Origin of the sequence: Rhodovulum sp. P5 (assembly GCF_002079305.1) — a bacterium.
In the GTDB taxonomy this organism is placed as follows: Bacteria; Pseudomonadota; Alphaproteobacteria; order Rhodobacterales; family Rhodobacteraceae; genus Rhodovulum.
In genome coordinates, this window is the sequence record NZ_CP015039.1 from 2,551,153 (window position 1) to 2,574,533 (window position 23,381).

General features: G+C 64.5%; 25 protein-coding genes and 1 tRNA gene. 20 read left to right on the forward strand and 6 right to left on the reverse strand.

What is annotated here, in order from left to right:
• The first annotated feature begins 18 nt into the window (after positions 1–18).
• The 9 genes from RGUI_RS12300 to RGUI_RS12340 all read left to right on the forward strand — a co-directional run bounded on the left by RGUI_RS12300 (position 19) and on the right by RGUI_RS12340 (position 12,785).
• Positions 19–1,197, forward strand: a complete 1,179-nt coding sequence (locus RGUI_RS12300) for an FIST N-terminal domain-containing protein (protein ID WP_081533351.1) — start codon at positions 19–21, stop codon at positions 1,195–1,197.
• Positions 1,194–3,398, forward strand: coding sequence for a PAS-domain containing protein (locus RGUI_RS12305; protein WP_081533353.1), 2,205 nt, complete (start codon positions 1,194–1,196; stop codon positions 3,396–3,398). The genes RGUI_RS12300 and RGUI_RS12305 overlap by 4 nt, the downstream gene beginning before the upstream one ends.
• A gap of 100 nt (positions 3,399–3,498) precedes the next feature.
• The gene (locus RGUI_RS12310; RefSeq protein ID WP_371586874.1) at positions 3,499–4,167 is read left to right on the forward strand and encodes a TrkA family potassium uptake protein; all 669 of its coding nucleotides are present in this window, start codon (positions 3,499–3,501) and stop codon (positions 4,165–4,167) included.
• Between the two features lie 39 nt (positions 4,168–4,206).
• A complete protein-coding gene (locus RGUI_RS12315) occupies positions 4,207–5,508 on the forward strand; it encodes a TrkH family potassium uptake protein (protein ID WP_253798343.1) in 1,302 nt (433 codons plus the stop codon).
• 195 nt (positions 5,509–5,703) lie between these two features.
• On the forward strand, positions 5,704–5,952 hold the full coding sequence (locus RGUI_RS12320) for a hypothetical protein (RefSeq protein WP_081533359.1): 249 nt from the start codon (positions 5,704–5,706) through the stop codon (positions 5,950–5,952).
• Positions 5,953–6,216: 264 nt separating this feature from the next.
• Complete coding sequence (locus RGUI_RS12325) at positions 6,217–7,965, forward strand: TadE/TadG family type IV pilus assembly protein (protein WP_081533361.1); 1,749 nt, start codon at positions 6,217–6,219, stop codon at positions 7,963–7,965.
• The gene (locus RGUI_RS12330) at positions 7,965–8,507 is read left to right on the forward strand and encodes a TadE/TadG family type IV pilus assembly protein (protein WP_081533363.1); all 543 of its coding nucleotides are present in this window, start codon (positions 7,965–7,967) and stop codon (positions 8,505–8,507) included. Before RGUI_RS12325 ends, RGUI_RS12330 begins: the two co-directional genes overlap by 1 nt.
• Complete coding sequence (locus RGUI_RS12335; protein ID WP_081533365.1) at positions 8,504–9,076, forward strand: TadE/TadG family type IV pilus assembly protein; 573 nt, start codon at positions 8,504–8,506, stop codon at positions 9,074–9,076. The genes RGUI_RS12330 and RGUI_RS12335 overlap by 4 nt, the downstream gene beginning before the upstream one ends.
• 223 nt (positions 9,077–9,299) lie before the next feature.
• Entirely contained in the window at positions 9,300–12,785 is a 3,486-nt protein-coding gene (locus RGUI_RS12340; RefSeq protein ID WP_081533367.1) for an EAL domain-containing protein, read from the forward strand.
• Positions 12,786–12,819: 34 nt separating this feature from the next.
• Here RGUI_RS12340 and phnE (RGUI_RS12345) read toward each other — a convergent pair whose 3' ends face one another.
• The 5 genes from phnE (RGUI_RS12345) to RGUI_RS12365 form a co-directional block, all read right to left on the reverse strand.
• Positions 12,820–14,148 (reverse strand): phosphonate ABC transporter, permease protein PhnE, encoded by a 1,329-nt coding sequence (gene phnE / locus RGUI_RS12345; protein ID WP_081533369.1) that lies wholly within the window; start codon positions 14,146–14,148, stop codon positions 12,820–12,822.
• Positions 14,145–15,011: a phosphonate ABC transporter, permease protein PhnE gene (phnE, locus tag RGUI_RS12350; protein WP_081533371.1), complete on the reverse strand. Its 867-nt coding sequence runs from the start codon at positions 15,009–15,011 to the stop codon at positions 14,145–14,147. Before phnE (RGUI_RS12350) ends, phnE (RGUI_RS12345) begins: the two co-directional genes overlap by 4 nt.
• 67 nt (positions 15,012–15,078) lie before the next feature.
• Positions 15,079–15,984: a phosphonate ABC transporter substrate-binding protein gene (gene phnD, locus RGUI_RS12355; protein WP_081536077.1), complete on the reverse strand. Its 906-nt coding sequence runs from the start codon at positions 15,982–15,984 to the stop codon at positions 15,079–15,081.
• A 54-nt stretch (positions 15,985–16,038) separates the two neighbouring features.
• On the reverse strand, positions 16,039–16,863 hold the full coding sequence (gene phnC, locus RGUI_RS12360) for a phosphonate ABC transporter ATP-binding protein (RefSeq protein WP_371586875.1): 825 nt from the start codon (positions 16,861–16,863) through the stop codon (positions 16,039–16,041).
• Between the two features lie 319 nt (positions 16,864–17,182).
• Positions 17,183–17,383 (reverse strand): hypothetical protein, encoded by a 201-nt coding sequence (locus RGUI_RS12365; protein ID WP_081533373.1) that lies wholly within the window; start codon positions 17,381–17,383, stop codon positions 17,183–17,185.
• Here RGUI_RS12365 and RGUI_RS12370 point away from each other — a divergent pair.
• From RGUI_RS12370 to RGUI_RS21250, 5 genes are all read left to right on the forward strand, one after another.
• Positions 17,382–17,639 carry a hypothetical protein gene (locus RGUI_RS12370; RefSeq protein ID WP_081533375.1) on the forward strand — a complete coding sequence of 86 codons (258 nt, stop codon included), beginning with the start codon at positions 17,382–17,384 and terminating at the stop codon, positions 17,637–17,639. The two genes, RGUI_RS12365 and RGUI_RS12370, sit on opposite strands and share 2 nt — an antisense overlap.
• 162 nt (positions 17,640–17,801) lie before the next feature.
• Complete coding sequence (locus RGUI_RS22365; RefSeq protein ID WP_256387848.1) at positions 17,802–17,924, forward strand: hypothetical protein; 123 nt, start codon at positions 17,802–17,804, stop codon at positions 17,922–17,924.
• Complete coding sequence (locus RGUI_RS12380; protein WP_156882952.1) at positions 17,921–18,193, forward strand: hypothetical protein; 273 nt, start codon at positions 17,921–17,923, stop codon at positions 18,191–18,193. The genes RGUI_RS22365 and RGUI_RS12380 overlap by 4 nt, the downstream gene beginning before the upstream one ends.
• Before the next feature lie 132 nt (positions 18,194–18,325).
• Positions 18,326–18,457, forward strand: a complete 132-nt coding sequence (locus RGUI_RS22370; RefSeq protein ID WP_256387849.1) for a hypothetical protein — start codon at positions 18,326–18,328, stop codon at positions 18,455–18,457.
• Positions 18,454–18,597 carry a hypothetical protein gene (locus RGUI_RS21250; protein WP_156882953.1) on the forward strand — a complete coding sequence of 48 codons (144 nt, stop codon included), beginning with the start codon at positions 18,454–18,456 and terminating at the stop codon, positions 18,595–18,597. The genes RGUI_RS22370 and RGUI_RS21250 overlap by 4 nt, the downstream gene beginning before the upstream one ends.
• 63 nt (positions 18,598–18,660) lie before the next feature.
• Here the strand turns inward: RGUI_RS21250 and RGUI_RS12385 are convergent.
• Positions 18,661–18,736, reverse strand: a tRNA-Lys gene (locus RGUI_RS12385).
• A 110-nt stretch (positions 18,737–18,846) separates the two neighbouring features.
• Between RGUI_RS12385 and dapF the strand changes: the two genes are divergently transcribed.
• The 6 genes from dapF to petA all read left to right on the forward strand — a co-directional run bounded on the left by dapF (position 18,847) and on the right by petA (position 23,380).
• Entirely contained in the window at positions 18,847–19,683 is an 837-nt protein-coding gene (gene dapF / locus RGUI_RS12390) for a diaminopimelate epimerase (protein WP_081533380.1), read from the forward strand.
• A complete protein-coding gene (mtaB, locus tag RGUI_RS12395) occupies positions 19,683–20,951 on the forward strand; it encodes a tRNA (N(6)-L-threonylcarbamoyladenosine(37)-C(2))-methylthiotransferase MtaB (RefSeq protein ID WP_081533382.1) in 1,269 nt (422 codons plus the stop codon). Before dapF ends, mtaB begins: the two co-directional genes overlap by 1 nt.
• 3 nt (positions 20,952–20,954) lie before the next feature.
• A complete protein-coding gene (locus tag RGUI_RS12400; protein WP_081533384.1) occupies positions 20,955–21,572 on the forward strand; it encodes an FMN-binding negative transcriptional regulator in 618 nt (205 codons plus the stop codon).
• Positions 21,573–21,620: 48 nt separating this feature from the next.
• Positions 21,621–21,914 (forward strand): hypothetical protein, encoded by a 294-nt coding sequence (locus RGUI_RS12405; protein ID WP_253798356.1) that lies wholly within the window; start codon positions 21,621–21,623, stop codon positions 21,912–21,914.
• Complete coding sequence (locus tag RGUI_RS12410) at positions 21,914–22,516, forward strand: glutathione S-transferase (RefSeq protein ID WP_081536080.1); 603 nt, start codon at positions 21,914–21,916, stop codon at positions 22,514–22,516. The genes RGUI_RS12405 and RGUI_RS12410 overlap by 1 nt, the downstream gene beginning before the upstream one ends.
• Before the next feature lie 306 nt (positions 22,517–22,822).
• Positions 22,823–23,380, forward strand: a complete 558-nt coding sequence (petA, locus tag RGUI_RS12415; RefSeq protein WP_081533386.1) for a ubiquinol-cytochrome c reductase iron-sulfur subunit — start codon at positions 22,823–22,825, stop codon at positions 23,378–23,380.
• Position 23,381: the final 1 nt, after the last annotated feature.

Genomic DNA, 23,381 nt, shown 5'->3' on the forward strand with positions numbered 1-23,381 from the left:
ACGCCCGGGGAGGACAAGATGGACGGGATCGGGAAACCGGCCCTGTCCGATGCAGGTGCCCGGTCTTTGATGCGCAGCGCGCATGTGCCGGGCCGCTCGGACAACCCGATGGGGGCGTTGCGGGCGCAATTGGGCTCGGGTCCTTTTGCGCTTGTTGTGCTTTTTGCCAGCCCCGAGGCAGATTTTCTCGCCCTGATGGCCGCGGCGGAAAGGGCCTTTCCGGACACGCCAACCGCGGGCTGCACCACCGCCGGCGAAATCACGGCAGAGGGGTATACCGAGGGCGAGATCGTCGCCGTCGCCCTGCCCGCGGCCCATTTCAGCGCCCGCACGCTGGTGGTCGAGGATCTGTCCCGGATCGATCCGCAGGCGCTGGTCGGTGACATGATCCGCACCCGTGCAGCCCTTGGGCGCGATGTGCCCGATTTCGCCCATGAATTCGCGATGCTGATGGTCGACGGCCTGTCGGTGCAGGAGGATGCCCTGTGTTCGGCGCTTCTGGGGGGGCTGGGCCCGGTGCCGCTGTTCGGCGGATCGGCCGGGGACGGCACGCGGTTCCGCCAGACCTTTGTGGGGCATGGCGGGCAGACGCTGGGCAATGCGGCGGTTCTGTGTTTCGTGCGGACAGATTGCCCGGTGCGGGTGTTCAGCCTTGACCACCTGCATCCCAGCGACCGGCGCATGGTCGTGACCGAGGCCGACCCCAAGAACCGGATCGTGCGCAAGATCAATGCCGAACCGGCCGCGCGGGAATATGCCCGTCTTCTGGGAAAGGACCCCGAACAGCTGTCGCCGCTGACATTCGCCGCGCACCCGGTCGTGGTGAGGATCGGCGGGCGGCATCACGTCCGTGCCATCCAGCGCGTTGCCGACAACGGTGATCTGGTGTTTTTCGCTGCGATTGACGAGGGGCTGGTGCTGACGCTCGCCGACCCCGAGGATATGGCCGTGCATCTGGAACGCAGCCTGTCGGAGCTTGGCGCCACCGAAACGCCCGCCGCGATCCTGGCCTGCGATTGCGTGTTGCGGCGGATCGAGGCGCAGGAAAAGCAGAAGATGACCGAGCTTTCCCGCCTGCTGGCCCGTCACAATGTCGTCGGCTTTTCCACCTATGGAGAGCAGGTGGGCGGCCTGCATGTGAACCAGACCATGACCGGGGTCGCGATCTATCCGCCGCTGACCAGAACGGGAACATGACCTATAGCCTGATCGACCCGTCCGACAGCGTCCAGCGCCAGAACGAGAAGCTTCAGCAGATCGTCGAGGTCCTGATGAAGCGTGTCGAGCAAAGCACCGACGACAGCGGCGCGGCCTACGCCCAGTTCCAGCGGGTGGTGATGCTGGAGGACGAGGTTCGCGACCGCACCCGCGACCTTGAACACGCGCTGGACCTGCTGAACCAGTCGAACGCCCAACTGGCGGAGGCCAACCGCGCGACCGAGGCCGCCCGGTCCGACCTCGCCAATGCGATCGAGACGATCCAGGAAGGCTTTGCGCTCTTTGACCGCAACGATGCGCTGGTTCTGTGCAACAGCCGCTTTTCCATGCAGCTTCCGGATGTGCGCGAAATCCTGCGCCCGGGCCTGTCTTTCCGCGCCTATGTAGAGGCCGTCAGCGAAAGCCAGTTCCTGTCGCTGCCCGCCGGGGAAACGCCTCGGGACTGGGCCACCCGCCGTCTGAACCGCCACCGCGACAGCCGCGTGGTGCTTAACGTGCGCCTGATCTGGAACCGCTGGGTGCAGATCAGCGAACACCACACCGGCGACGGGCAGACCGTCATCCTGCAGACCGACATCACCGACATCATGCGGCTGGAGCGGCGCGAGCGGGATCGGATGCTGGACGATCAGGCCCGGCTGATCCGCGCGACGCTCGACCACATCAATCAGGGGGTGTGCATCTTCGACACCAAGGCGCGGCTTGTGGGCTGGAACGGCAAGGTGGGCGAGATGCTGTCGATCCCGGTCAGCCAGTTCCGTTTCGGCGCCGATTTCGACCGGATCTTCGACCGGCTGATCAACGAGCTGCAATTCACGGCCGGGCTGGCGCCGGACAAGCTCCTGTCATGGGTGCATCAGGACGACCCGCGCCCGCCCTTGCGGTTCGAGATCCGGCGCGGCGATGCCATCATCCTGGATGTCTTTGCCGAGGAGATGCCGAACCGGGAATTCGTGATCTCCTTCAACGACGTGACCGCGCGGCGGCAAGCGGCCGAGGCGTTGCAGGACGCCAAGGCGTTTCTGGAACAGCGCGTCATGGAACGCACGCTGGAACTTGAAGATGCGCTGGCCGAGGCCGAGCGTGCCAATGCGTCCAAGTCGCGTTTCGTTGCCGCGGCAAGCCATGACCTGTTGCAACCGCTGTCGGCGGCCAAGCTCTATGTCTCCTCGATTACCGATGACCTGGAAAAGCCTGCCCATGCCGAGGTTCTGCGCCGCACCGAACGCGCGCTGGAAAGCGTGGAGGACATCATCGGCGCGCTTTTGGATATCTCGACCCTGGACTCGGGGCAGGTGTCGATCGACCTTGCCCCGGTCGATGTGACAGACCTGTTCGCCCATATCCACGCCGAATTCGCGGCCCATGCGGACCTGAAGGGGCTTGATCTGCGGATCCGTCCGCGCCCGGCCTTCATCCGGACGGATGCACGCTATATTCGCCGGATCCTGCAAAACCTCGTTGCCAACGCCGTTCGATATACCGAGCGGGGCAGCGTTCTGGTCGGCGCGCGGCGGCGCGGCCGGTCGCTGCGTCTGGAGGTCTGGGATACCGGTCCGGGCATCGCGGAAGAGGATCAGGACACGATCTTTCGTGAGTTCCAGCGCCTGAACGCCCGCGCCTCGGCCAGCGAGGGGATGGGGCTGGGCCTTGCCATCGTGGAACGTGCCTGCGCGCGGCTGGGCCATCCCCTTGGCCTGTGGTCGCAGCCCGGACGGGGCAGCGGGTTCTTCGTGACCGTGCCGCTCGACCCCGGGCCGGGACCTGTGTCGGCGCGCTTGCCGGTTCAGCGGGCACCGGCCCATGACGTGGCCGGTCTGGCCGTCTTGCTGGTCGAAAACGACAGCGACATGCGGCGGGCCCTGTCGATGGTTCTTGAGCGGCGGGGGGTCAACCTTCTGTCCGTTGAGAACACGGCAGAGGCGCTGGCGCTGCTGGACGAAATCGCGCTGACACCCGACGCGATGCTGGTGGACTATCACCTTGACGGCGATGAGACCGGTGTCGAGGCGATCCGCGCGATCCGGGCCGTCTATGGCGCGATCCCGGCGCGCATTATCACCGCCAACCGCGCGCCAGAGGTGGCCGACGCCTGCCGCGCGGCGCAGATCGACCTCCTGCACAAGCCGCTCTCGACCGCCGAGGTGGAGGCCTTTCTGCACGCGGCTGCGCCCGCCTGACGGCGACGGGATGGCGACGAGGACGACCGATTTCCCTTGAACTGCGGTGAGAGTTCGCTTGTGCTTTGCATATGGGTAGCCAGCAAGGGGGCATGGTATCGTGAAAGGCCGCAGTTTCGCCGTCATCGGCCTTGGCACCTTCGGAAGCACAGTGGCCAGCGAACTTGCCCGGTTCGGCAATCCTGTGCTCGGCATCGACACCCAGGAACGCACGCTGTCCCGCCTTGCGGAGGTTCTGACCGAGGCGATCATCGCCGATGGCCGGGATGAGGTCGCCCTGCGCGAGGCAGGGGTGCAGAACTACGACGTCGCTGTCATCGCCATCGGCGAGGACCTTGAGGCGAACATCCTGTGCACGATGAACGTCAAGCTGCTGGGGGTGGAGACGATCTGGGTCAAGGCGATGAGCCGCACCCATCACCGAATCCTGTCAAAATTGGGCGTCGATCGCGTTGTCCTGCCAGAGCAGGAGGTCGGACAGCACATCGCGCAGATGCTGCACAACCCGATGGTGCGCGACTATGTCAGTCTCGGCAACGGGTATCACGTCGTCGAACTGATCGTTCCCGAGGGGCTGGAAGGCCAGACCGTTGCCGACCAGAAGCTTGCCGATGACTACGACCTCAGGGCGCTGGGCGCGATGCGGGAAAGCAGCTTTCTGTCCTGCGAAGACGGCGGGCTTGTGCTGAAGACGGCCGACAAGCTGCTGCTTTTGGGGCGGTCGTCGGATTTGCGCCGGTTCGCGGATGACCGGCGGACGAAAGCCTAGGCAATGGTGCAGGCGCGCAAGCGGCGGGCGCCGCCTTTCATGCCGCCGCCCCTGGCGCTGATCCTCGTTTATGCCGCGTCGATCGTTCTTGGTACCCTGCTGTTGAAGCTACCCCTTGCCGCGCGGGTGCCGATCTCTTGGTCGGACGCGGCCTTTACCGCGACGTCCGCCGTGACCGTGACCGGTCTGTCGGTGATCGACACCGGCAGCGTGCTGACGCTGTTCGGGCAGGCGGTGCTGTTGTTGCTGATACAGGTGGGCGGGCTTGGGCTGATGACCTTTGCCGTGCTGATCCTGACCATGCTGGGCCTGACGGTGGGCGTGACCCATCGCCAGTATCTGCGCGAGGATCTGAACCAGACCTCGGTCTCGGGGCTGCTGCGCCTCGTGCGCACGATCATCGGCTTCGTTCTGGTGTGCGAGCTTGTCGGGGCCGGGCTGCTGACGCTTGTCTTCGTGCCGCATCTGGGCTGGGCCGACGGGCTTTGGGCCAGCCTCTTTCACGCGGTTTCGGCCTTCAACAACGCAGGCTTTGCGCTTTTCCCCGACAGCCTGTCGGGCTGGGTCGGCGATCCTTTGGTGAACCTCGTCATTCCGGCGCTGTTGATCCTTGGCGGGCTTGGCTTCACGGTCGTGGCCGACCTGCGCCGCATCGGGGGCTGGCGGGGCCTGACCGTGCACGGCAAGCTGATGCTGGTCGGCACCGCCGGGCTGCTCGTCTGGTCGACGGTCAGTTTCGCCGCGCTGGAATGGACGAACCCCGCCACGCTGGGACAATTCGAAAGCCCGGCCACGCGGGCGCTGGCAAGCTGGTTTCAGGCGGCCACCACCCGGACCGCGGGGTTCAACACCGTCGACATCGCAGAGCTGGAAAACGGCACCACATTGATGTTCATGACGCTGATGGTGATCGGTGCGGGCTCGACCTCGACCGGGGGCGGGATCAAGGTGACGACCTTCATCGTGCTGTTGCTGACCACCGCCGCGGTGTTTCGCCGTCGCCCCAGCGTCGACGTGTTTGGCCGCCGGCTGGGGCATGACCAGATCATGAAGGTTCTGGCCCTGGCGATGGTCAGCGTTCTGGCGATCCTGATCGCGCTCTTCACCCTGCTGTTGTTTCACGAGGGCGATTTCCTCGATCTCGCGTTCGAGACGGTTTCGGCCTTCGGAACCGTGGGGCTGTCGCGCGGCGTCACCGGCGATCTGGACGCGGCGGGCCGGATCGTGATCATGGCGATCATGTTCATGGGCCGCGTCGGTCCGTTGACCTTCGGTTTCCTGCTGGCGGTACGGCGCCGGCGGCGCATCGCCTATCCCGAAGGCACGGTCTATCTGGGCTAGAACCCGCGCGATCCACAAGATCCGGGCGCGTGTTCATGGATTCTTCGCAGATCCCCCCTACGTTAAGAGTGTCGAAACGATACCGCCTTCCGGGCCGTCGGGGCTTGGGGGCGGTTCGGACGACATGAACGACCAAAACTGCCGGTCCGCGAACGATCCGGTTCGCCCCGGCCAAAAAAGACAGGAAAGAACAAAATGGCTCTTCACTTTACACATATCGACGAAACCCGGGCGAAGGGCGTCATCGACGACGTCCATGCCTTTGACATCGTGACCAATGACGGCGGCGCCACCGGGCAAATCCATACCTGGAAAAAGGTCCTGGCCGACCGCGCCGTGGACACCGTGGCCGACATGCGGTCGCTGACCTATGAACTGGTGGCGTTTTACCGCAACGAACAGCGCAGCCGGTATATTGCCGCGCGTCCGTTTTCGGGCCGATAGGGGCCCTGTACGGCCTTCGGGCGGCACGCAGCACATTCCCAGCATCGCAAGCAGCGCAAAGGGCACAGCCAGTGGTGGCGACGCCCTGCCCGGGCAGTCCTGCAAGCCGCCGATTTGGGGCATGCCTCTGCTGACGGCGCTGCGTGACGCCCCGCTGCATGCACGGCAATTTACGTACTGGCCCCACAAAACACACTCTGTTGCCCGCTCTTCGCCCCACCTCTGAAGAAGATCCTTCCTCATCAATGAGAGGGAACCGAGAGGATGGAACGCCGGGACAGAGGTTTGCACCGAAACGTCAGGGGCTTTCTGCACCGCGAAGACGGGTCCATCGTCGTCTTCGCGCTTTTCGTCTTCGTGGCGATGGTGATCGCCGGGGGTATGGCCGTCGATCTGTTGCGCGCGGAAGATCAAAGAACACGCCTTCAGGCCACGCTTGACCGTGCGGTTCTGGCAGCGGCGGATCTTGACCAGACCGGCGACACCGAGGCGATCACGGAAATTGTCTATGACTATTTCCGGCGCGAAGGGCTGGCCGATCACCTGGTCGATGTGCGCGTAAAACCGGACATCGCCGGGCGGACGGTGGGCGCGTCGGCGTCGTTCAGGCTGGACACGTTCTTTCTGCGCATGGTCGGGGTCGACGAGGTGTCCTCTGGCGTGGCCGGCGTCGCGCAGGAGTTCATACCCAACCGTGAAATCTCCCTCGTCATCGACATTTCCGGATCGATGCGCTGGGACGACCGGATGACCCGGCTGAAGCCCGCGGCCAAGACATTCGTCAAGACGGTGCTTGACCCGACCGAAAACGCGCGCGTTTCGATCAACGTCATCCCCTATGCCGGGCAGGTCAATCCGGGCCCAGAGATGTTCGACTACCTTGGCGGGGTGCGACAGGGCGGTGGAAACTATTTCGAGGAATGGCCGCAGGACATTTCCAACATCGTCACCTATTTCGACACCGATGACGACGGCCTCATCGACATCATGGCGAAGGTCGAGGATTTCCCCGACGCCGGACAGCCGGGCCATATCAGCAACGATGCGGATGCGTTCTTCAGCCAGATGGTTGAGGGTATCGTGGAGTCCGCCGGGGGCGTGCTGGACGGTGCCAGCGTGATCGGTGCCTCGATCAAGGGCGGCGTGCAAAGCGATGCCTATTTTGCCATTGCCGACAATAGCAACGGCGATGCGCCCGACATCGGGCCGACATGGAACACGGGCGGCGCGCCCAAGGGCATCACCGAAATCGATACGCTTTCCTACGGCGAACTCGACCTGACCGGGCCGCTTGTCGGCGGGTCCTGCCTTGAACTCGGTCAGGGCGATTTCGACGGCACCGGTCTCCCGGCGGCGGGGTCCTATGCGCAGACGCCGCTGTTCATGAAATGGGCCATTGCGGCGGACGTGATGGACTGGGGGTGGTGCCCGCAGGACGACACCGCGATTCAGTACGCCCAGAATGATCTGGAAACGATCGGCGACTATATCGACGCGCTGCGGATGCATGACGGAACGGGCACCCATTACGCCATGAAATACGCGCTGGCCCTGCTCGATCCCTCATCGCTGCCCGCGCTGGCGCATCTGGGGGCGCAGGGGCTTGTGCCCGATGACTATTCGGGTGTGCGCCCTGCCGCATGGCATGCGGACCAGACCGCGAAATTCATCGTTCTGATGACCGACGGGCAGATTACCGACCAGTACCGGCCGAAAGACCCGACAACCCCCCTGAATGCGACTGTCGAACTCGACCGGCAAAGCGGCAGCGTGACCAACACGCTGAGCGGGCGGGCCGACAACCTCGCGAACTTCTACGCGACCTGTCAGGCGGCCAAGGACAAGGGCGTCACGATCTTCACCATCGCCTATGAAGCGCCCGCCGATGCGAAGACAGAGATGCGGACCTGCGCCACCTCTGAATCGCATTTCTTCGATGCCAATACCTCTAACATCGCGTCCGTCTATTCCGCCATCGCCGGAAAGATCAACGCGCTGAGGTTGATCCATTGATGCGCGGCTTTCCCGGACATCTTCGGCGTTTCGGACGGGAGGAAGCCGGGTCATCAACGGTCGAGGTGGTGATCCTGCTGCCGATCCTGTTGTCGATCCTGTTGATGGCCGTGGAACTGGGGATCCTCGATGTGCGGCATGTGATGCTGTCGCGGGCGACGGATCTGGCCGTGCGGGAAATCCGCATCGGGGCTGGCGCGACACCGGATTTCGAAACCTTCCGGTCGCGGATCTGCGACTTCGCGATGGCCATTCCGAATTGCGAAGAGGTCATCCGTGTCGAGATGCGCTCTCTGCCGCCATCGCAATGGGCGACGATGACCCGCGATGCCATGTGTATCGACCGGGCGGAAGACATCGACCCCGCCGATAATTTCACCCATGGCGGCGAGAACGAGTTGATGTTCATCCGCGTCTGCGCGCTGTTCGATCCGGTCTTCCCCACGGCCATGCTGGGACATGCGCTGCCGAAGAACGCCGATGGCGAATACGGGTTGGTCGTCACCAGCGCCTTCGTCAACGAACCGGATGATGCGACATGAAAAGGCGCGTATTCTCCGGCTTTCGCAGCGATGAAGACGGCAGCATGGCGGTGGAATTCGTCCTGATGCTGCCAATGCTGATCTGGGCGCTTGGGGCGCTTTATGTCTATGTGGCGGTGTTTCAGGTTCGGGAAACGGCGACAAAGGCCACCTATACCATCGCCGATCTTTATTCCCGCCAGACCGATCCGGTGGACCAGAGCTTCGTCGACCAGACGGGAAATGTTCTGGCCTTCCTTGCCGGGCAGGGGGCGTCGCCGGCGATGCGCGTTTCGGTCATTCACTGTGCTGCTGATTGCGACATGCCCGACCGAACGCTGGCGCTGGACTGGTCGGCCGGGACCACGGGCGTTGCGGGCCTGACCGAGGCGGCGCTTGGCGCAAGCGGCATCGCGGCACGGGTGCCGACAATCGGGCTGGGCGACAGGGTGATCGTGGTCGAAACCAGGTTTCCCTTTGTGCCGCCGCTGGGCTTCGGGCTGCCGCCCCAACTGTTCGAGACGATGATGATCACGCCGCCGCGATTTGCCCCGCAACTGTGCTGGGAAACCTGCGCGAGTGGGGGTTAGAGCTGAACGCCCGCGGGGCGCATGGTGGCCGCCCTTCTGCGATGACCGGCCGTGTTCGCGTCGCTCTCGCACAACGGTTTGCGCCGCGGCCCCAGTGCCCCGCCGATATCGACAGTTTTCGCTATTTCCAGGGTTCTCGCTGCGCGGGCCGGGGAATTCTTAATCCTCTTTTTCTTGGTTCCAGCCACAAAAGTCAGAGTCCTTCGAAAAGCCAGGATCCGCAATGAAGGCGAGCATCTCGCGCACTATTGTTTCGGCAGTGATCGCGGCGGCGGTCATCGGTCTGGTTCTGGGTATGGTGCAGCACCAGCACACCCTGAAGAAGGCCGTGGCCGATGTGCGCGCCGACACCTATGCCGCGACGGACCAGATCGAACTCTTGCTGCGCAGTTTGCGGCTGTCGGCGGAGACCGTGGCCGATCGTCTGGACACGGGCGATCTTGCGACCAGCGGCCAGCCCGCGATGGAGGCCATCCGGAAAGAGAATATCGGTCTGAACGCAGTTCTTGTGATCGACGCGGATGGAATTGTCGTCGATGAGTTGTTCCCCGGCGGCACGGCGCTGGGGCTGGATGTATCAGACCGGGCCTATTTCCGTGTGCACCGGGATGGAGAGGTTCACAGCCACTATATGGGTGCCCCGATCCGGAACCGTTTCAATGGCGCGTGGAGCCTTCCGGTCAGCGTCGCGGTCCGCGATAGCAGCGGGGCATTTGCCGGGGTGGTCACGGTCGGCGTTCTGCAGGACTTCTTTGCGCAACTGAAGACGTATCTGTCGGCGGACGACAGCGAGATCTATTTCCGCGTGCGCCCGAATGGCGCGTTCATCGCGTTGTCCGGGGAAGCGGGGGCGCAGGACTTCGCAAAGGGCATCGCGGATGTCTTGGGGGGCGATACGGTTCGGGGCGAGGTTGGGGCCGGTGTGACGCGGCTGAACCTTGCCGGGGGGACGGCCTTTCTGCGCGAAAGCCCCTCTGGCCTGTTCGACGTCGTGGTCGTGCGCCCTGACGCGGGCTTGCAGGCCAGTGCGCTTGCCGCGGGGGTTTGGGCGGGCCTCGGCGCCTTCCTGCTTGCCGCGATTGTGCTGTTGGCCGCCGTCGCCCTGCGGTGGTCGGGGGCGCAGGCGCGGCAGGCGGCAGAGGACACCCGCGTCGCGCTGGACCGGCTGAACCGGCTGGCGGACAATACGCCCGGCGTTCTGAGCGAGTTCACGATTTCCGAGACCGGCGAGATCGACTTTGTCTATTTCAGCGCAAAGATGCCTGCGATGATGGGGATCACGGCCGACGCGCTGATGGCCGATGGACGGGCGATCGTCAGCCGTGTGCCCGAAGACGATGTCGGAGAGATCTTCGATGCGTTCGAACGAACGGCGCGGGATTTGAAGACCCTGACCTTCCGGCACCGCGTGCTTCACCCCGAAACCGGATTGCGGTGGATCCTTGCCACATGCTCGCCCGAACGTGCCGCGAACGGCACGATCCGGTATTTCGCAAGCAATGTCGACATTACCGATCAGGTGGAGGCCGAGCGGCGCCTTGCCGAGGCCGGGGAAGCGCTGCGGATCGCCCATGAACGTCTGAACACGCTCAACAACAACTCTGCCACGGCGCTGTTCGAGTACCGGATTTCTGCCGAGGGCGAGATCGACGTGCCCTATTTCAGCGACAAGCTGCCAGAGATCACCGGCGTGTCACGGGCCGAGATCGAGGCGGACGGCGCCGCATTCGAACGCCATGTCCACCCCGATGATTTTTTCGGTGTTCATGCGACCCTGGAAAAGGCCGGACGCGACCTGACGCCGGTGACCTTCAAGCACCGGCTGAACCACCCCACCAACGGCCTGCGCTGGGTTCTGGCCTCGGTCACGCCCAGTGCGCAGCCCGACGGGGCCATCGTGTTCTACAGCAGCATGCTGGACATCACCGACCAGATGTCGGCCGAGGAGCGCGCAGCGCAAGCGGGCGAAGAACTGAAACGCGCCCATGAACAGTTGAACTCGGTCGCCAATGTGGCGCCCGTGGGGATCTACCAGTTCCGGCTGTGTCCCGACGGGACGGGCGACTTTCCCTATACCAGCGGCCGGTTCGAGGAGCTTGTCGGCTATACGCGCGAGGAGATCGCCGAAATCAGGCTGGGCGTGTTCGACCGTATCCTGCCGGAAGACCGCGAGCGGGTGCTGGCGACGACCGTTGAAAGTGCCCGAACGCTTGAACCCTGGGCAGAACGCTTCCGCGTTCAGCATCCCGACCGCGGCGTGATCTGGTTGTCGGCGTCCTCGATCCCGCGGCGGGCAAAGGACGGGTCGGCCATCTTCGCGGGTGCCCTGCTGGATGTGACCGCGGATGTGGAGCGCGAGGAAGAACTCCGCCGGGCCCACCGGGTGACCGAGGAGATGCGGGCCGAGAACGAAAGGCAGGCGCTCCATGACGGGCTGACCGGTCTGCCGAACCGGCGCCACTATGACAAGACATTGGACGAGCGTCTGCACAGCGCGCGGGGCGACGGGCCACAGGACTGTGTGCTGATCCGCATCGACCTGGACCATTTCAAATACGTCAACGACACGCTGGGCCACGAGGCCGGCGATCTGGTGCTGATGCGTGTGGCGGATGTATTGCGCGATTGTCTGCGTGGCAGCGATTTCGCCGCTCGTATCGGCGGGGACGAGTTCACGGTGCTCATGGCGCCGGGGGCGTCCGAGGCGGATGCCATCGCGCTTGTCGAACGTATCCGCGCGCAGATCGAGGTGCCGCTTCTCTACGAAGGCCGCCAATGCCGCTTTGGCGCGAGCTTTGGCGTCGCCCATATCGCTGAACTCGCCCAGGTCGGCGAGGATATCCAGATGTTCGCCGACGCCGCGCTCTACCGGGCCAAGGAAGGCGGGCGAAACAGGTCAGAGCTTTTCACGCCCGATCTGCACCGCCAGATCCAGCACGATCGCCGCCTGGCTGTCGAGATTCACGAGGCTCTGGACAACGACCAGTTCGTGCCTTTCTTCCAGCCGCAGGTCGCGGCGGAGGGTGGCCGGCTGGTGGGTGTTGAAACGCTGCTGCGCTGGAACCATCCAACCGACGGCCTGCTGGCCCCCGATGCCTTCATGAACGTGGCGGAGCAGTTGCGGCTGGTCGCCGATATCGACCGGATCATGATGGAGAAATCCCGCGATGCGCTGTCGCGCTGGCGGGCGCGCGGGCTGATCATGCCCAAGATCAGTTTCAACGTGTCCTCGGGCCGGATGCACGACCCCGATGTGGTCGCACTGGCCAGCGAAATGGCGGCCGAAGAGACCAAGGTGACCTTCGAATTGCTGGAATCGATCCTTGTGGAAGAGGAAAGCGAGGCGTTCAAGTTCCACCTCGGCATGCTGCGCGAGGCCGGCATCGACATCGAGATCGACGATTTCGGCTCCGGCCATGCCTCGATCATCGGGGTGATGGAGATCGCGCCGTCTGCGCTGAAGATCGACAAGCGGATCGTCATGCCGCTGGAAGATGACCTGCGCAACCGCAGCCTGGTGCGGGCCATCGTGGAAATCGCCGAAACGCTCGGCATCGAAACCGTGGCTGAGGGCGTGGAGACCCAGGAACAGGCCGATATCCTGCGCGGGATCGGCTGCACGGTTCTGCAGGGCTATCTGTTTGCCAAGCCGTTGACCGAAGAGGCCCTGCTGGCGTTCGCTTTGGGGTCCGACAGGCGCACCGCCTGACCCTGCCGCGGAAAGACGGGGAACGGCCGGCCGGTCAGCCGCCCGAATTGCCCTTGATCATGCGACGGCGCAGGATCCCCGACAGCCAGTCCATGAAGATGACCATCACCACGATCAGCACGATGTAATAGCTGACCTCCTCCCAGTCCTTCTGGGTGATGATCGCCTGGGTCAGCATCAGCCCGATCCCGCCGCCTGTGATCGCGCCGATGATCGTCGCGCTGCGGGTGTTGGATTCTAGGTAATACAGCACCTGGCTGAGCAGGACCGGCGTGATTTGCGGGATCACGCCGAACCGATACCGCGCAAGGACCGGCGCGCCGGTGGACTGCACCCCCTCGATCTGCTTGCTGTCGACATTTTCCAGCGCCTCGGAGAAGAGCTTGCCGAACGATCCGCTGTCGGTCAGCAGGATGGCGAGCGCCCCGGTCATCGGTCCGGGACCGAAGGCGCGGGAAAGCAGGATGGTGAAGATCAGCGCATCCACCCCCCGCACGAAGTCGAAGACCCGCCGCACGGCAAAGCGCAGCGTCATGATGGGGGTGAAGTTCTTGGCCGCGAGGAAGGCCAGCGGCAGCGCCAGAAGGGCAGCCCCCATCGTGCCGAGGAACGCCATCAGGATCGTCTCACCCAAGGCCCAGAACACCTGTGCATGGTGCCAAAGCGGGTTTTCCCAGAAATCGTGCCACGCGCCGGCGATGTTGGACCGGTCCGGATCGATCTGCGGGCCGAACAGGATCGCGACCACCGAATGGCCGTGATAGGGGCTGTCGAGCGTGAACCAGAACAACTCCCACCCGAAGAAGTAGCGGAACACCTCTGTCTTGGCGCGGGTCATGGTCAGACGGCCCGCCTCGGTCGTGATGTCCACCCGCGCCTTGGAATAGCTGATCCAGTCGGGGATCTCGCTCTCTGGCAGATTGATCTGAACGCCGGAGGTCACCTGCACCCTGATGTCGCCGAAATCGGGGTGGTGATAAATCGCCGCCCTCTCTGGCAGGAACCGCACGTAGTGGCCGTCTGCCAGGTCGATCTCGGTGGTCTGCCCCCGGGGCATCACCCAGTCCGGAGAGGTGCCTTCGGGATAAAGGCCCGCGCGCTCGCCCTCCTTGGCGATGGTCAGATCACCGGTGCGGTTGTTGCGCGACACCACGGTCTTGTAGCTGTAGGTATCGCGCATCAGCGTCATCGCGTTGTCGACACGCGCACGTTCGGCCAGCCCGATCACGTCGAAGGCAAAAAACACGTAGCTGAGATAGGCCAGAACGGCGAGCGGCGCGCCGATGGAGACAAGCCGCTTGCGCCGGATCAGGCGGTCGGCCCCGGCCATGCGGGCGGAAAGATCGGCGGTCATGTCGCTCATGTCCGGGCCCCCTCGCTCAACCGGTTGCGCAGCGCGGATGAGGCCTGGTCGACCACCACGATGGTCGCGAACAACAGGGCGAAGATCGCCGCGGCCTCATCGAACCGCCCCGGCCCCCATGTGACGGAGTTCTTGAGTTCGTAGCCGATACCGCCTGCCCCCACGAAGCCGAGGATGGCCGAGGCGCGAATATTGATCTCGAACCGCAAAAGACCGTAGGACAGATAGTTTGGCGCCACCTGCGGGATCACGCCCAGAAGCATCCGCTGCGTCCATGTCGCCCCGACCGAGGTTAGCCCCTCGACGGGCTTGAGATCGGCGTTTTCGTTGACCTCGGAATACAGTTTGCCCAGCGCCCCGCCGGTATGCAGGGCGATGGCGATCATCGCCGGGACCGGCCCGCCGCCAAGCAGGTAGATCAAAACCAGCGCCACCACGATCTCTGGCAGGGCGCGCAAGACATCCATCAGCCGTCGAAAGACCGGGATCAACGGCGGCCAGAGCGCCAGGCCGCGGGTCGACAGAAGCGACAGCACCAGCCCCAGCGCGGCGCCCAGAATGGTGGCGACGGCGGCGATGTTCAGCGTCTCGATCAGGTCGGGCAGGTATTTCAGCAGCAGCCCGCCCATATCGGCCCGCTTGTCCCACGCCTCTGCCAGCACGTCTGCGGGAAAGTCGAATATCCGGTGAATGCCGTCGAAGAACCCGCCGGCATTGCGGTCGTTAGCCACGCGAAAGCCGGAGACGAGCAGCACCGCGAAGATCAACAGCATCAGCCCGCCGTAAAGGCGCTTCTGGCGCACCAGCGCCATATAGCTTTCCTGCGTCGCGGCAACGCTTCCGTGAAGCGGCATGTCAGTCATCCGGGGCCCCCGATCGGCGAACCCCGCCCCGAGAGGGCGGAGTTCAGATGTTCAAGACCGCGCAGGATCAGTTCTCGATCTTCTTGCGGCGGACTTCGATGATGGTCTCGTAGGCTTCGTGGCTGATGGGCGAGAAGCCGGCCGTGTCGCCGAAGGCCACGTTGTAGGCGCATTCGGGGTCTTTTTCAAAGAGGCCCAGAACGACTTCCTTCATCTTCTCTTTGACGTCAGCGGGCAGCGCCTTGCGCAGCACGACCGGGCCTTCCGGGATCGGCTTCGACATCCAGATCTGCACCAGCTCGTTCATGTCGACGAGGCCGTTGTCGACCGCGCGGCGCAGCGCGCCGGAGTTGTAGCCGTCTTCCCACTCGCCCAGACCGTCGGCCCAGGTCACGCCGGCATCGATGTCGCCGTTATAGACTGCAACGATGGTCTGTTCGTGGCCGCCGGTGAACTTGACCTCGCCGAAGAAGTCGCCCGACTCCATGGTGACGTTGTATTCGGCCGGGATCTCGACCGACGGGATCAGGTAGCCGGAGGTGGAGTTCGGGTCGCCGAAGCCGAAGGTCTTGCCCTTCAGGTCGGTGATCGAGGTGATGCCGCTGTCCTTGCGGGCAAAACCGATGGAGTGGTAGCTGTAGGAGCCGTCCAGATTGGTTTTCACGGCGAAGGGTTCGCCGGCTTCCGGGTCCTGCAGGTAAAGCGCGGCATAGGAGGAGGCACCGAACCATGCGATGTCCAGCGTGCCGCCCAGGAAGCCCTGGATCACGCCGTTGTAGTCGGCCGGGGTGAACATCTTGACCGGCACGCCCAGCGCTTCCTCGGTATAGTCGGCCAGACACTGGTAGTTGTTCAGGCGCGACTGGACGTTGTCGCCGCCAAGGATGCCGATGCGGAATTCGGTGATGTCCTGCGCCATGGCGGGTGCGGCGAGGGCGGTGGTTGCCGCAAGGGCAGCAAGCAGTTTCTTCATCATTCACTCTCCAGGTTGAAAGGCCCCCCGGGGTCGCCCCGAGGGCGCGTCGGGTCAGAGGACTTCGGTCTCCTCCATCATCGCGCGGGCATTTTCGTCCAGCGCGTTGATCGATGTGGATGTCGACGCCTCGGAAAAGGACGCGTCGGCCCCGTAGATGTCGCGCGCGACGCCGGTGGTCAGTTGGTCTGGCGTTCCGTCGAAGACCACGCGGCCCTCGCGCATGCCGATCACCCGGTCGCAATAGCGCCGTGCCGTATCCAGCGTGTGCAGGTTCGCGATCACCATGCGGCCGTCTTCCTCGTGGATGCGGCGTAGCGCATCCATCACCACCTGCGCGTTCGTCGGGTCGAGGCTGGCGATGGGTTCGTCGGCAAGGATGATCTTGGGGTCCTGCATCAGGGCGCGGGCGATGGCCACGCGCTGCTGCTGCCCGCCCGACAGGGCCTCGGCCCGCTTGGCCGCCTGTTCCGAGATGCCCAGCCGGTCGAGGATCTCGATGGCGCGGTGGATATCGGCGGTGGGGTAGAGGTTGAAGAAGGTCGCGAAGGCCGAATGCCGGTTCAGCGTGCCGTGCAGGACATTCGAAACCACATCCATGCGCGGCACGAGGTTGAACTGCTGAAAGATCATCGCGCAGTCCGACTGCCAGGCGCGTTTTGCCGGCCCTTTCAGATCCAGCACATTGCGCCCTTCGAAGCGGATCGCGCCGGAACTGGCATCGGTCAGGCGGTTGACCATGCGCAGAAAGGTCGACTTCCCGGCACCGGAACGCCCGATGATGCCGATAAAGGCGGTGTCATCGACCGAAAAACTCACATCATCGACGGCGGTGTTGCGACCGAACATCTTGGTCACATTCTGAACGCTAAGCAGCATCCGGCCTCCCGGAAAGAACTTTCGGGCTCCCTAAGCCGGGGCTGCAACGCGGATGTATCGGTTCGTTGAAGCTTTCGTGACGCCGGGCATTTGCCCCGGTCCGGTTTCGCGACATCGAGGTGGGCCGCACAACCGCATACCCATGCTGGGCACGGCGGCTGTGACTTACGGTTGTCCGATGCCAAGATTACCTGTCGGTTTGATTCCACGGACGGCTTGACCGCGCGGTTCATGCAGATTGATCGGGCTGGTGCGCAGATGGCAATTGCTATGCGGGCGGCACCGTTTGCCGCCCACGATGTCGACCTGAGGTCTCGTCTCAGGCGGCGCGCTTGCGCAGGGCGCCAAGCAGGCCAAGGCCGCCGACCATTAGCCACGCAGCCGCCGGCACCGGGACCGGGTTCGCAACCGCTGCGGTGCTTGGCGTGCCGAAATACGGGATCAATCCGTTCTGCGCGAAGTTGAGGTCGAAGTCGCCGGTCCGGATCGTGAACTGGAACGACTCGTCGGTCCCGACCATGATCCCGCCGATTGTCGCGAACGAATCCTTCGGAGCGAGGGAATCGTTTTCGATGATCGCGAACGAACCGGCGGGTCCGGCGAAGCTGCCAAGCTCGAACGCGGCACTTTTCCGAAGCACGTCAAAGTATCTCGATATCAAGACCCTGCCGGCGGCACTCAACATCGGGCCGAAGGTGATTGAGAGATTGGACAAGTTAGGGTTGCCGGGCGTCTACTGGCTGGCCGATACGCCCGTCGATTTCCCCGGGCAGTGACGGCTGACTCATGCCGCGCCTTTCCTGACCTTCGCCGGATGATCTGTGCCAAGCTCGCCGCGTGGATCAACCGCTACGGCCTGCCCGCCGCGCCTGACGGTTGAGGTTGAAAAGGCGCGGAAGACCGGCCAGCGCGCGCACTGCAACATCACCGGGCGAACGATGGCCGCGCTGATCCACGACGACCGCCAGAACCGCGTCTTCATGTCGTGCGGCCAAGAGACCCTGTGCAGTTACAGTCCCCTGCTGATCTTGATCGAAACGTATTGGGGCCGCAGCCGGTGACATATTTCGGCACGCCCGTGGTGGAGCAATGGTATGAGATCAACCTGACCGCCCGCGATCTGCGCCAGCCGTTCGGCCACCCTTCCCGCGCAGGCGGCGCGTCAAAGGACGACAGGGCAGACGTGCTGGGCAACTCTGCGGCGGCCGACCGGCGGCTGCAGCGCACCTACATGGCCCCGCAATTCGGGGCCGCCATGCGCGTCATCCACGCGGTGCGGCGGCCGGCCGACGATCAGACTGCATCGACTGGCAGGGGCCGGAAATCGTAGGGGCAAAATGGCGCGGCACGCTCCGGTTGCAATGCCCGTTGAGGTGTCGCCAATTCGGGGGCGTTAGGTTGCGGCCGCAGTCGTAGGCCCCCTGCCAGTCCATGCAGTCAAAAATAATAGGAGGAAGAACGCATGATCACACAGTTGAAAGCCGCCGTTTTCGTTGCGCTCGGGTTGGGTGTGGTGGCCACGTGGATACTGGCCGGCTATGGCGCTTGGTCCCTGTTCCACCGCCCACCCGCCTGCGAGGAAGCGCCGCGGTGAGCGTGACCGTCACGATCACGGACGACCAGGTCGCCGATGCCATCCGCAACGGCGAGCTGTGTCCGCGCGAGTGGCACATCGCCCGTTCGGCCGGCGTCGATCTGCACAAGGCCTGCAAGTTCCCCGGTTACTGCCGATGACCGCAGCGTCCGAATCGGACGCGCCGCACTGCAGCAACGCATTATCTTTTTTCAGTGTCTAAGTGGTGAGCCGTGCAGGATTCGAACCTGCGACCCACTGATTAAAAGTCAGTTGCTCTACCAACTGAGCTAACGGCCCACTTGAGGCCTGCTTCCTATGAAAAGCCGAAGGGGGGGTCAAGGCCAAAATCCGTGCTTTTTGCGGGGGTCTCTGGATTCATCTGACGCAGGGGCGTATAGGTCCGCGGCATGTCTGACAGGGTGTACGCAAACGGCCTGCATTTCATGAAGATGCACGGCCTTGGCAATGATTTCGTGGTGATCGACGGTCGGCAGGACGGGGTGTCCTTGCCGGCAGGCCTTGTCGCGGCGATCGCCGACCGGCACCGGGGGGTGGGTTTCGACCAACTGGCGGTGATCGAAGCGGCGCAGGACGCCGATGCGCATCTGCTGTTCTACAATGCCGATGGCTCCGTCTCTGCCACATGCGGGAATGCCACGCGCTGCATCGCGCGGTATCTTATGGCGGAAACGGGCCGGACCGATCTGACGTTGGAAACCGAACGCGGGCGGCTTGTGGCGCGCGATGCCGGGAACGGGTTGACGTCGGTCAACATGGGGGCGCCGCTGCTGGACTGGCAACAGGTGCCCCTGGCCAAGGATGTCGACCTCGACCGGCTGCCCATCGACGGCGCCCCGGTGGCCACCGGCATGGGCAATCCCCATTGCACCTTTTTCGTGGAGGATGCCGAGGCCGTGGACCTCGCTCGCTTCGGCGCCGCGCATGAGCATCACCCGCTGTTCCCCGAACGCACCAATGTTCAGGTCGCCCATGTGCTGGGGTCCGACCGCCTGCGCATGCGGGTGTGGGAGCGGGGCACGGGGATCACGCTGGCCTCGGGGTCGTCGTCTTGCGCGGTGGCCGTGGCGGCGGCGCGTCGCGGACTGACCGGGCGGAAGGTCACGATCGTTCTGGATGGCGGAGAGCTGGACATCGACTGGGCCGCGGATGGCGTTTGGATGACCGGTCCGACGGCCCATGTGTTCGACGGGGTGTTCACCCCTGATTTTCTGCGGTCGTCCTGATGGACCGCCCGGTCCCCCGTTTCACCACCTTCGGTTGCCGCCTGAACGCGTGGGAGACCGAGGCGATGAAGGCGCTGACCGATGCCGCGGGGTTGGAAAACGTCGAGGTGGTCAACACCTGTGCCGTGACGGCCGAGGCCGTGCGCAAGGCCCGGCAGGACATCCGCCGTTTGCGGCGGGACAATCCCAGGGCGAAGATCGTCGTCACCGGCTGTGCCGCCCAGACCGAGCCCGAGCGCTTTGCCGAGATGGACGAGGTCGACCTTGTCCTTGGCAACGCCGAAAAGATGCAGGCCGAGACATGGGCGCGGCTTGCCGCGGCGCCCGATTTCATCGGTCAGACCGAGAAGGTCATGGTGGATGACATCATGACGGTCCGGGAAACCGCGGGGCACCTGATCGACGGGTTTGGCACGCGGTCGCGCGCCTTTGTGCATATTCAGAACGGCTGCGATCACCGCTGCACCTTCTGCATCATCCCCTTTGGTCGGGGCAATTCCCGGTCGGTGCCCGCGGGCGTGGTGGTCGAGCAGACGCAGCGGCTGGTGGCGCGGGGGTACAATGAGGTCGTGCTGACCGGGGTCGACCTGACAAGCTGGGGCGCCGATCTGCCGGGGGCGCCGCGGCTGGGCGATCTGGTGCGCCGTATCCTGACGCTGGTGCCCGACCTGCCGCGGCTGCGCATCTCTTCCATCGACTCGATCGAGGCGGACCCGGCGCTGATGGCCGCGATTGCCGAGGAAGAGCGGCTGATGCCGCATCTGCACCTGTCGCTTCAGTCGGGCGATGACCTTATTCTTAAACGGATGAAGCGGCGCCATTCGCGGGCAGATGTCATCCGCTTCTGTGCGGAGGCCCGCCGACTGCGCCCCGAGATGACCTTTGGCGCCGACATCATCGCGGGCTTCCCGACCGAGACCGAAGGGATGTTCGAAAACTCCCTGGCTTTGGTGGAGGACTGCGGGCTGACATGGCTGCATGTCTTCCCCTATTCGCCCCGGCCAGGCACGCCCGCGGCGCGCATGCCCCAGGTCGGTGGCGCGGCGATCAAGGCGCGCGCGGCGCGTCTGCGCGCGGCGGGGGAGGCGCGGGTCGCCCGGCATCTGGAAGATCAGGTGGGCAAGACCCATCAGGTTCTAATGGAAAGCGCCCGCATGGGCCGTACCGAACAGTTCACCGAGGTTGCGTTCGACACAGACCGGCCAGAGGGCCGGATCGTGACCGCAACCATCACGGGCCACGCGGGTGGCCAGTTGCGGGCGGTGTAGCGTATGCACCCCAACCCGGCCTTCCGGACACGGCCGCGCGACGCCAATGTCGCCTTTGCCCGCGACCGCGGGTTCGGCATGCTGACGGTGAACGGCCCGGATGGCCCGCATGTCAGCCATGTGCCGTTCCTGTTGTCCGAGGACGGGACGGTGGTTGAAACCCATCTGGTGCGCTCGACCCCGCTGGCCCGGTCGCTGCCGGCATCCGCCGTGCTGGCCGTGCAGGGGCCCGATGGATATATCTCGCCCGACTGGTACGGATTGCCCGATCAGGTGCCGACATGGAACTATGTTGCCGTGCACCTGCGCGGCCCGCTTGAGGTCGCCCCGCCGGATGCTCTGCGCGATCTGCTGGACCGACAGTCGGCGCTGTTTGAGGAACGCCTTGCCCCCAAACCCGTCTGGACGACCGCGAAGATGCCCGATGAGGGTCTCGCCCGTCTGATGCGGGCCATCCTGCCCTGCCGGATGCGGGTGGAGGTGGTCGAGGGGACGTGGAAACTCGGCCAGAACAAGCCCGAGGCTGCGCGGATCGCCGCGGCGGACGGCCTGGCGGCGGCTGCCCTGTCGCCAGAGGCACGGATCCTTGCCGACCTGATGCGCATCCTGCCCGAGACGTGAATGGACAGGGCCGGTTTCGCCCCCTATCTTTTTCACGACTGAAACGGAGTGATCGACGTGCCCCTGCCTATTGCCCCGATTGCCGGTGTGGCGCTGCGCTACGGCGCGGTGGCGCTCGCCGCCTTTGCCATCACCCAGATCCGCGAGTCCGGACTGGCGCGACGTGACCAGCGCGCGGAAGACGCGATGGATGACCTGGGCGAGGGGGTCTGCTTCCGGCGGGACGGGGAACAGGTGAACGGCACCGCCCGTTTTGCCCGCACCATCCGCATGGGTCGAAACGGCCCGGGGGTGGAAATCGATGCAAGCGCCCTGGGACGGCTGCGATTCCGCCGCGTATGATGCGCCTTTTCGACAGCCAGGCTTCCCCCTTCTGCCGCAAGGTGCGCGTGCTGCTGCTGGAAACCGGGCAGGCCGACGATGTCGAGATCGTGCCGGCCATAGGCAACGTGCTGGAGTGCGAGCGGATGCCATTGGCCGAAAACCCGCTTGGCAAGATCCCGACGCTTGCACGGGACGAGGGGCCCGCACTTTACGACAGCCGGGTGATCTGCCGGTTTCTCGATGCACGGGCGCAGGCGCGGCTCTACCCCGAAACACGGCTGTGGGATGTCCTGACGCTGGAGGCGACGGCGGACGGGATCATGGATGCCGCCGTCCTGATGGTCTATGAAGGGCGCTGCCGTCCCGAGGCGATCCGCAGCGCCGACTGGGTCGAGGGGCAATGGGCCAAGGTCGACCGCGCGCTGGACGCGGTGAACGCGCGGTGGGTCAGCCATCTGGGCGGGCGTCTGAGCATGGCGCAGATCGCGATGGGCTGTGCGATGGGCTATCTCGATTTCCGGCATGGCGACCGGGACTGGCGCCGGGGGCGCGATGCCCTTGCCGCATGGGAGGCTGGCTTTGCCGAACGCCCCTCCATGCAGGCGACGCGGCCGGTCTGACGGGGCAAATCAAGTACATGTGACGGAAACTTGCCTTTCAGGCGGCAACTTGTGGGTTGCGCTGCGGTCATACGTCTCAGAATCGCGACTCGTTCCAGATTTTCTCTGGCTGACTCGCGGGGGCAGGGGTATACGACGGTCGACCGGAAGCCTGCGGGGCCCCCGCTTTAGCTTTGCTGTGCGGCTATGTCCGCTGGACGCAAGAATTTCTTGGGGCTAGGTAAGTCTGGTAAACGGCCCGGGCAATTACCTTGGCCCGTTTTTTGGAATCGGCCGGTTTTCCGGCCATGGAAAGGAGAAATTCTCGTGTCGCACGCAGAAGATCACGACGGCACCCGCCGCGATTTCCTTTACTACGCCACGGCGGGCGCCGGTGTTGTGACCGCCGGCGCGGCAATCTGGCCGCTTGTCGACCAGATGAACCCATCGGCGGACGTACAGGCGCTCAGCTCTATCCGGGTGGACGTTTCCTCGGTTACCGAGGGACAGCAGATCACCGTGAAATTCCTCGGCAAACCGGTGTTCATCCGGCTCCGCACGCCGGAGGATATCGAACTGGCGCGGTCCGTTCCTCTGGACGACCTCCGCGACAACAACTCGCGCAATCCCAACAAGCCGGGCGAAGCGACCGACGCAAACCGCACCATGGACCCCGAGGGCAAGTGGCTGGTCATGATCGGCGTCTGCACGCATCTGGGCTGCGTTCCGATGGGCAACCAGTCGGGCGATTTCGGCGGGTGGTTCTGCCCCTGCCACGGGTCGCACTACGACTCGGCCGGCCGTATCCGCAAGGGCCCCGCGCCTGAAAACATGTACATCCCGGTCGCGTCCTTCGTGGACGAGACGACCATCAAACTCGGTTAAG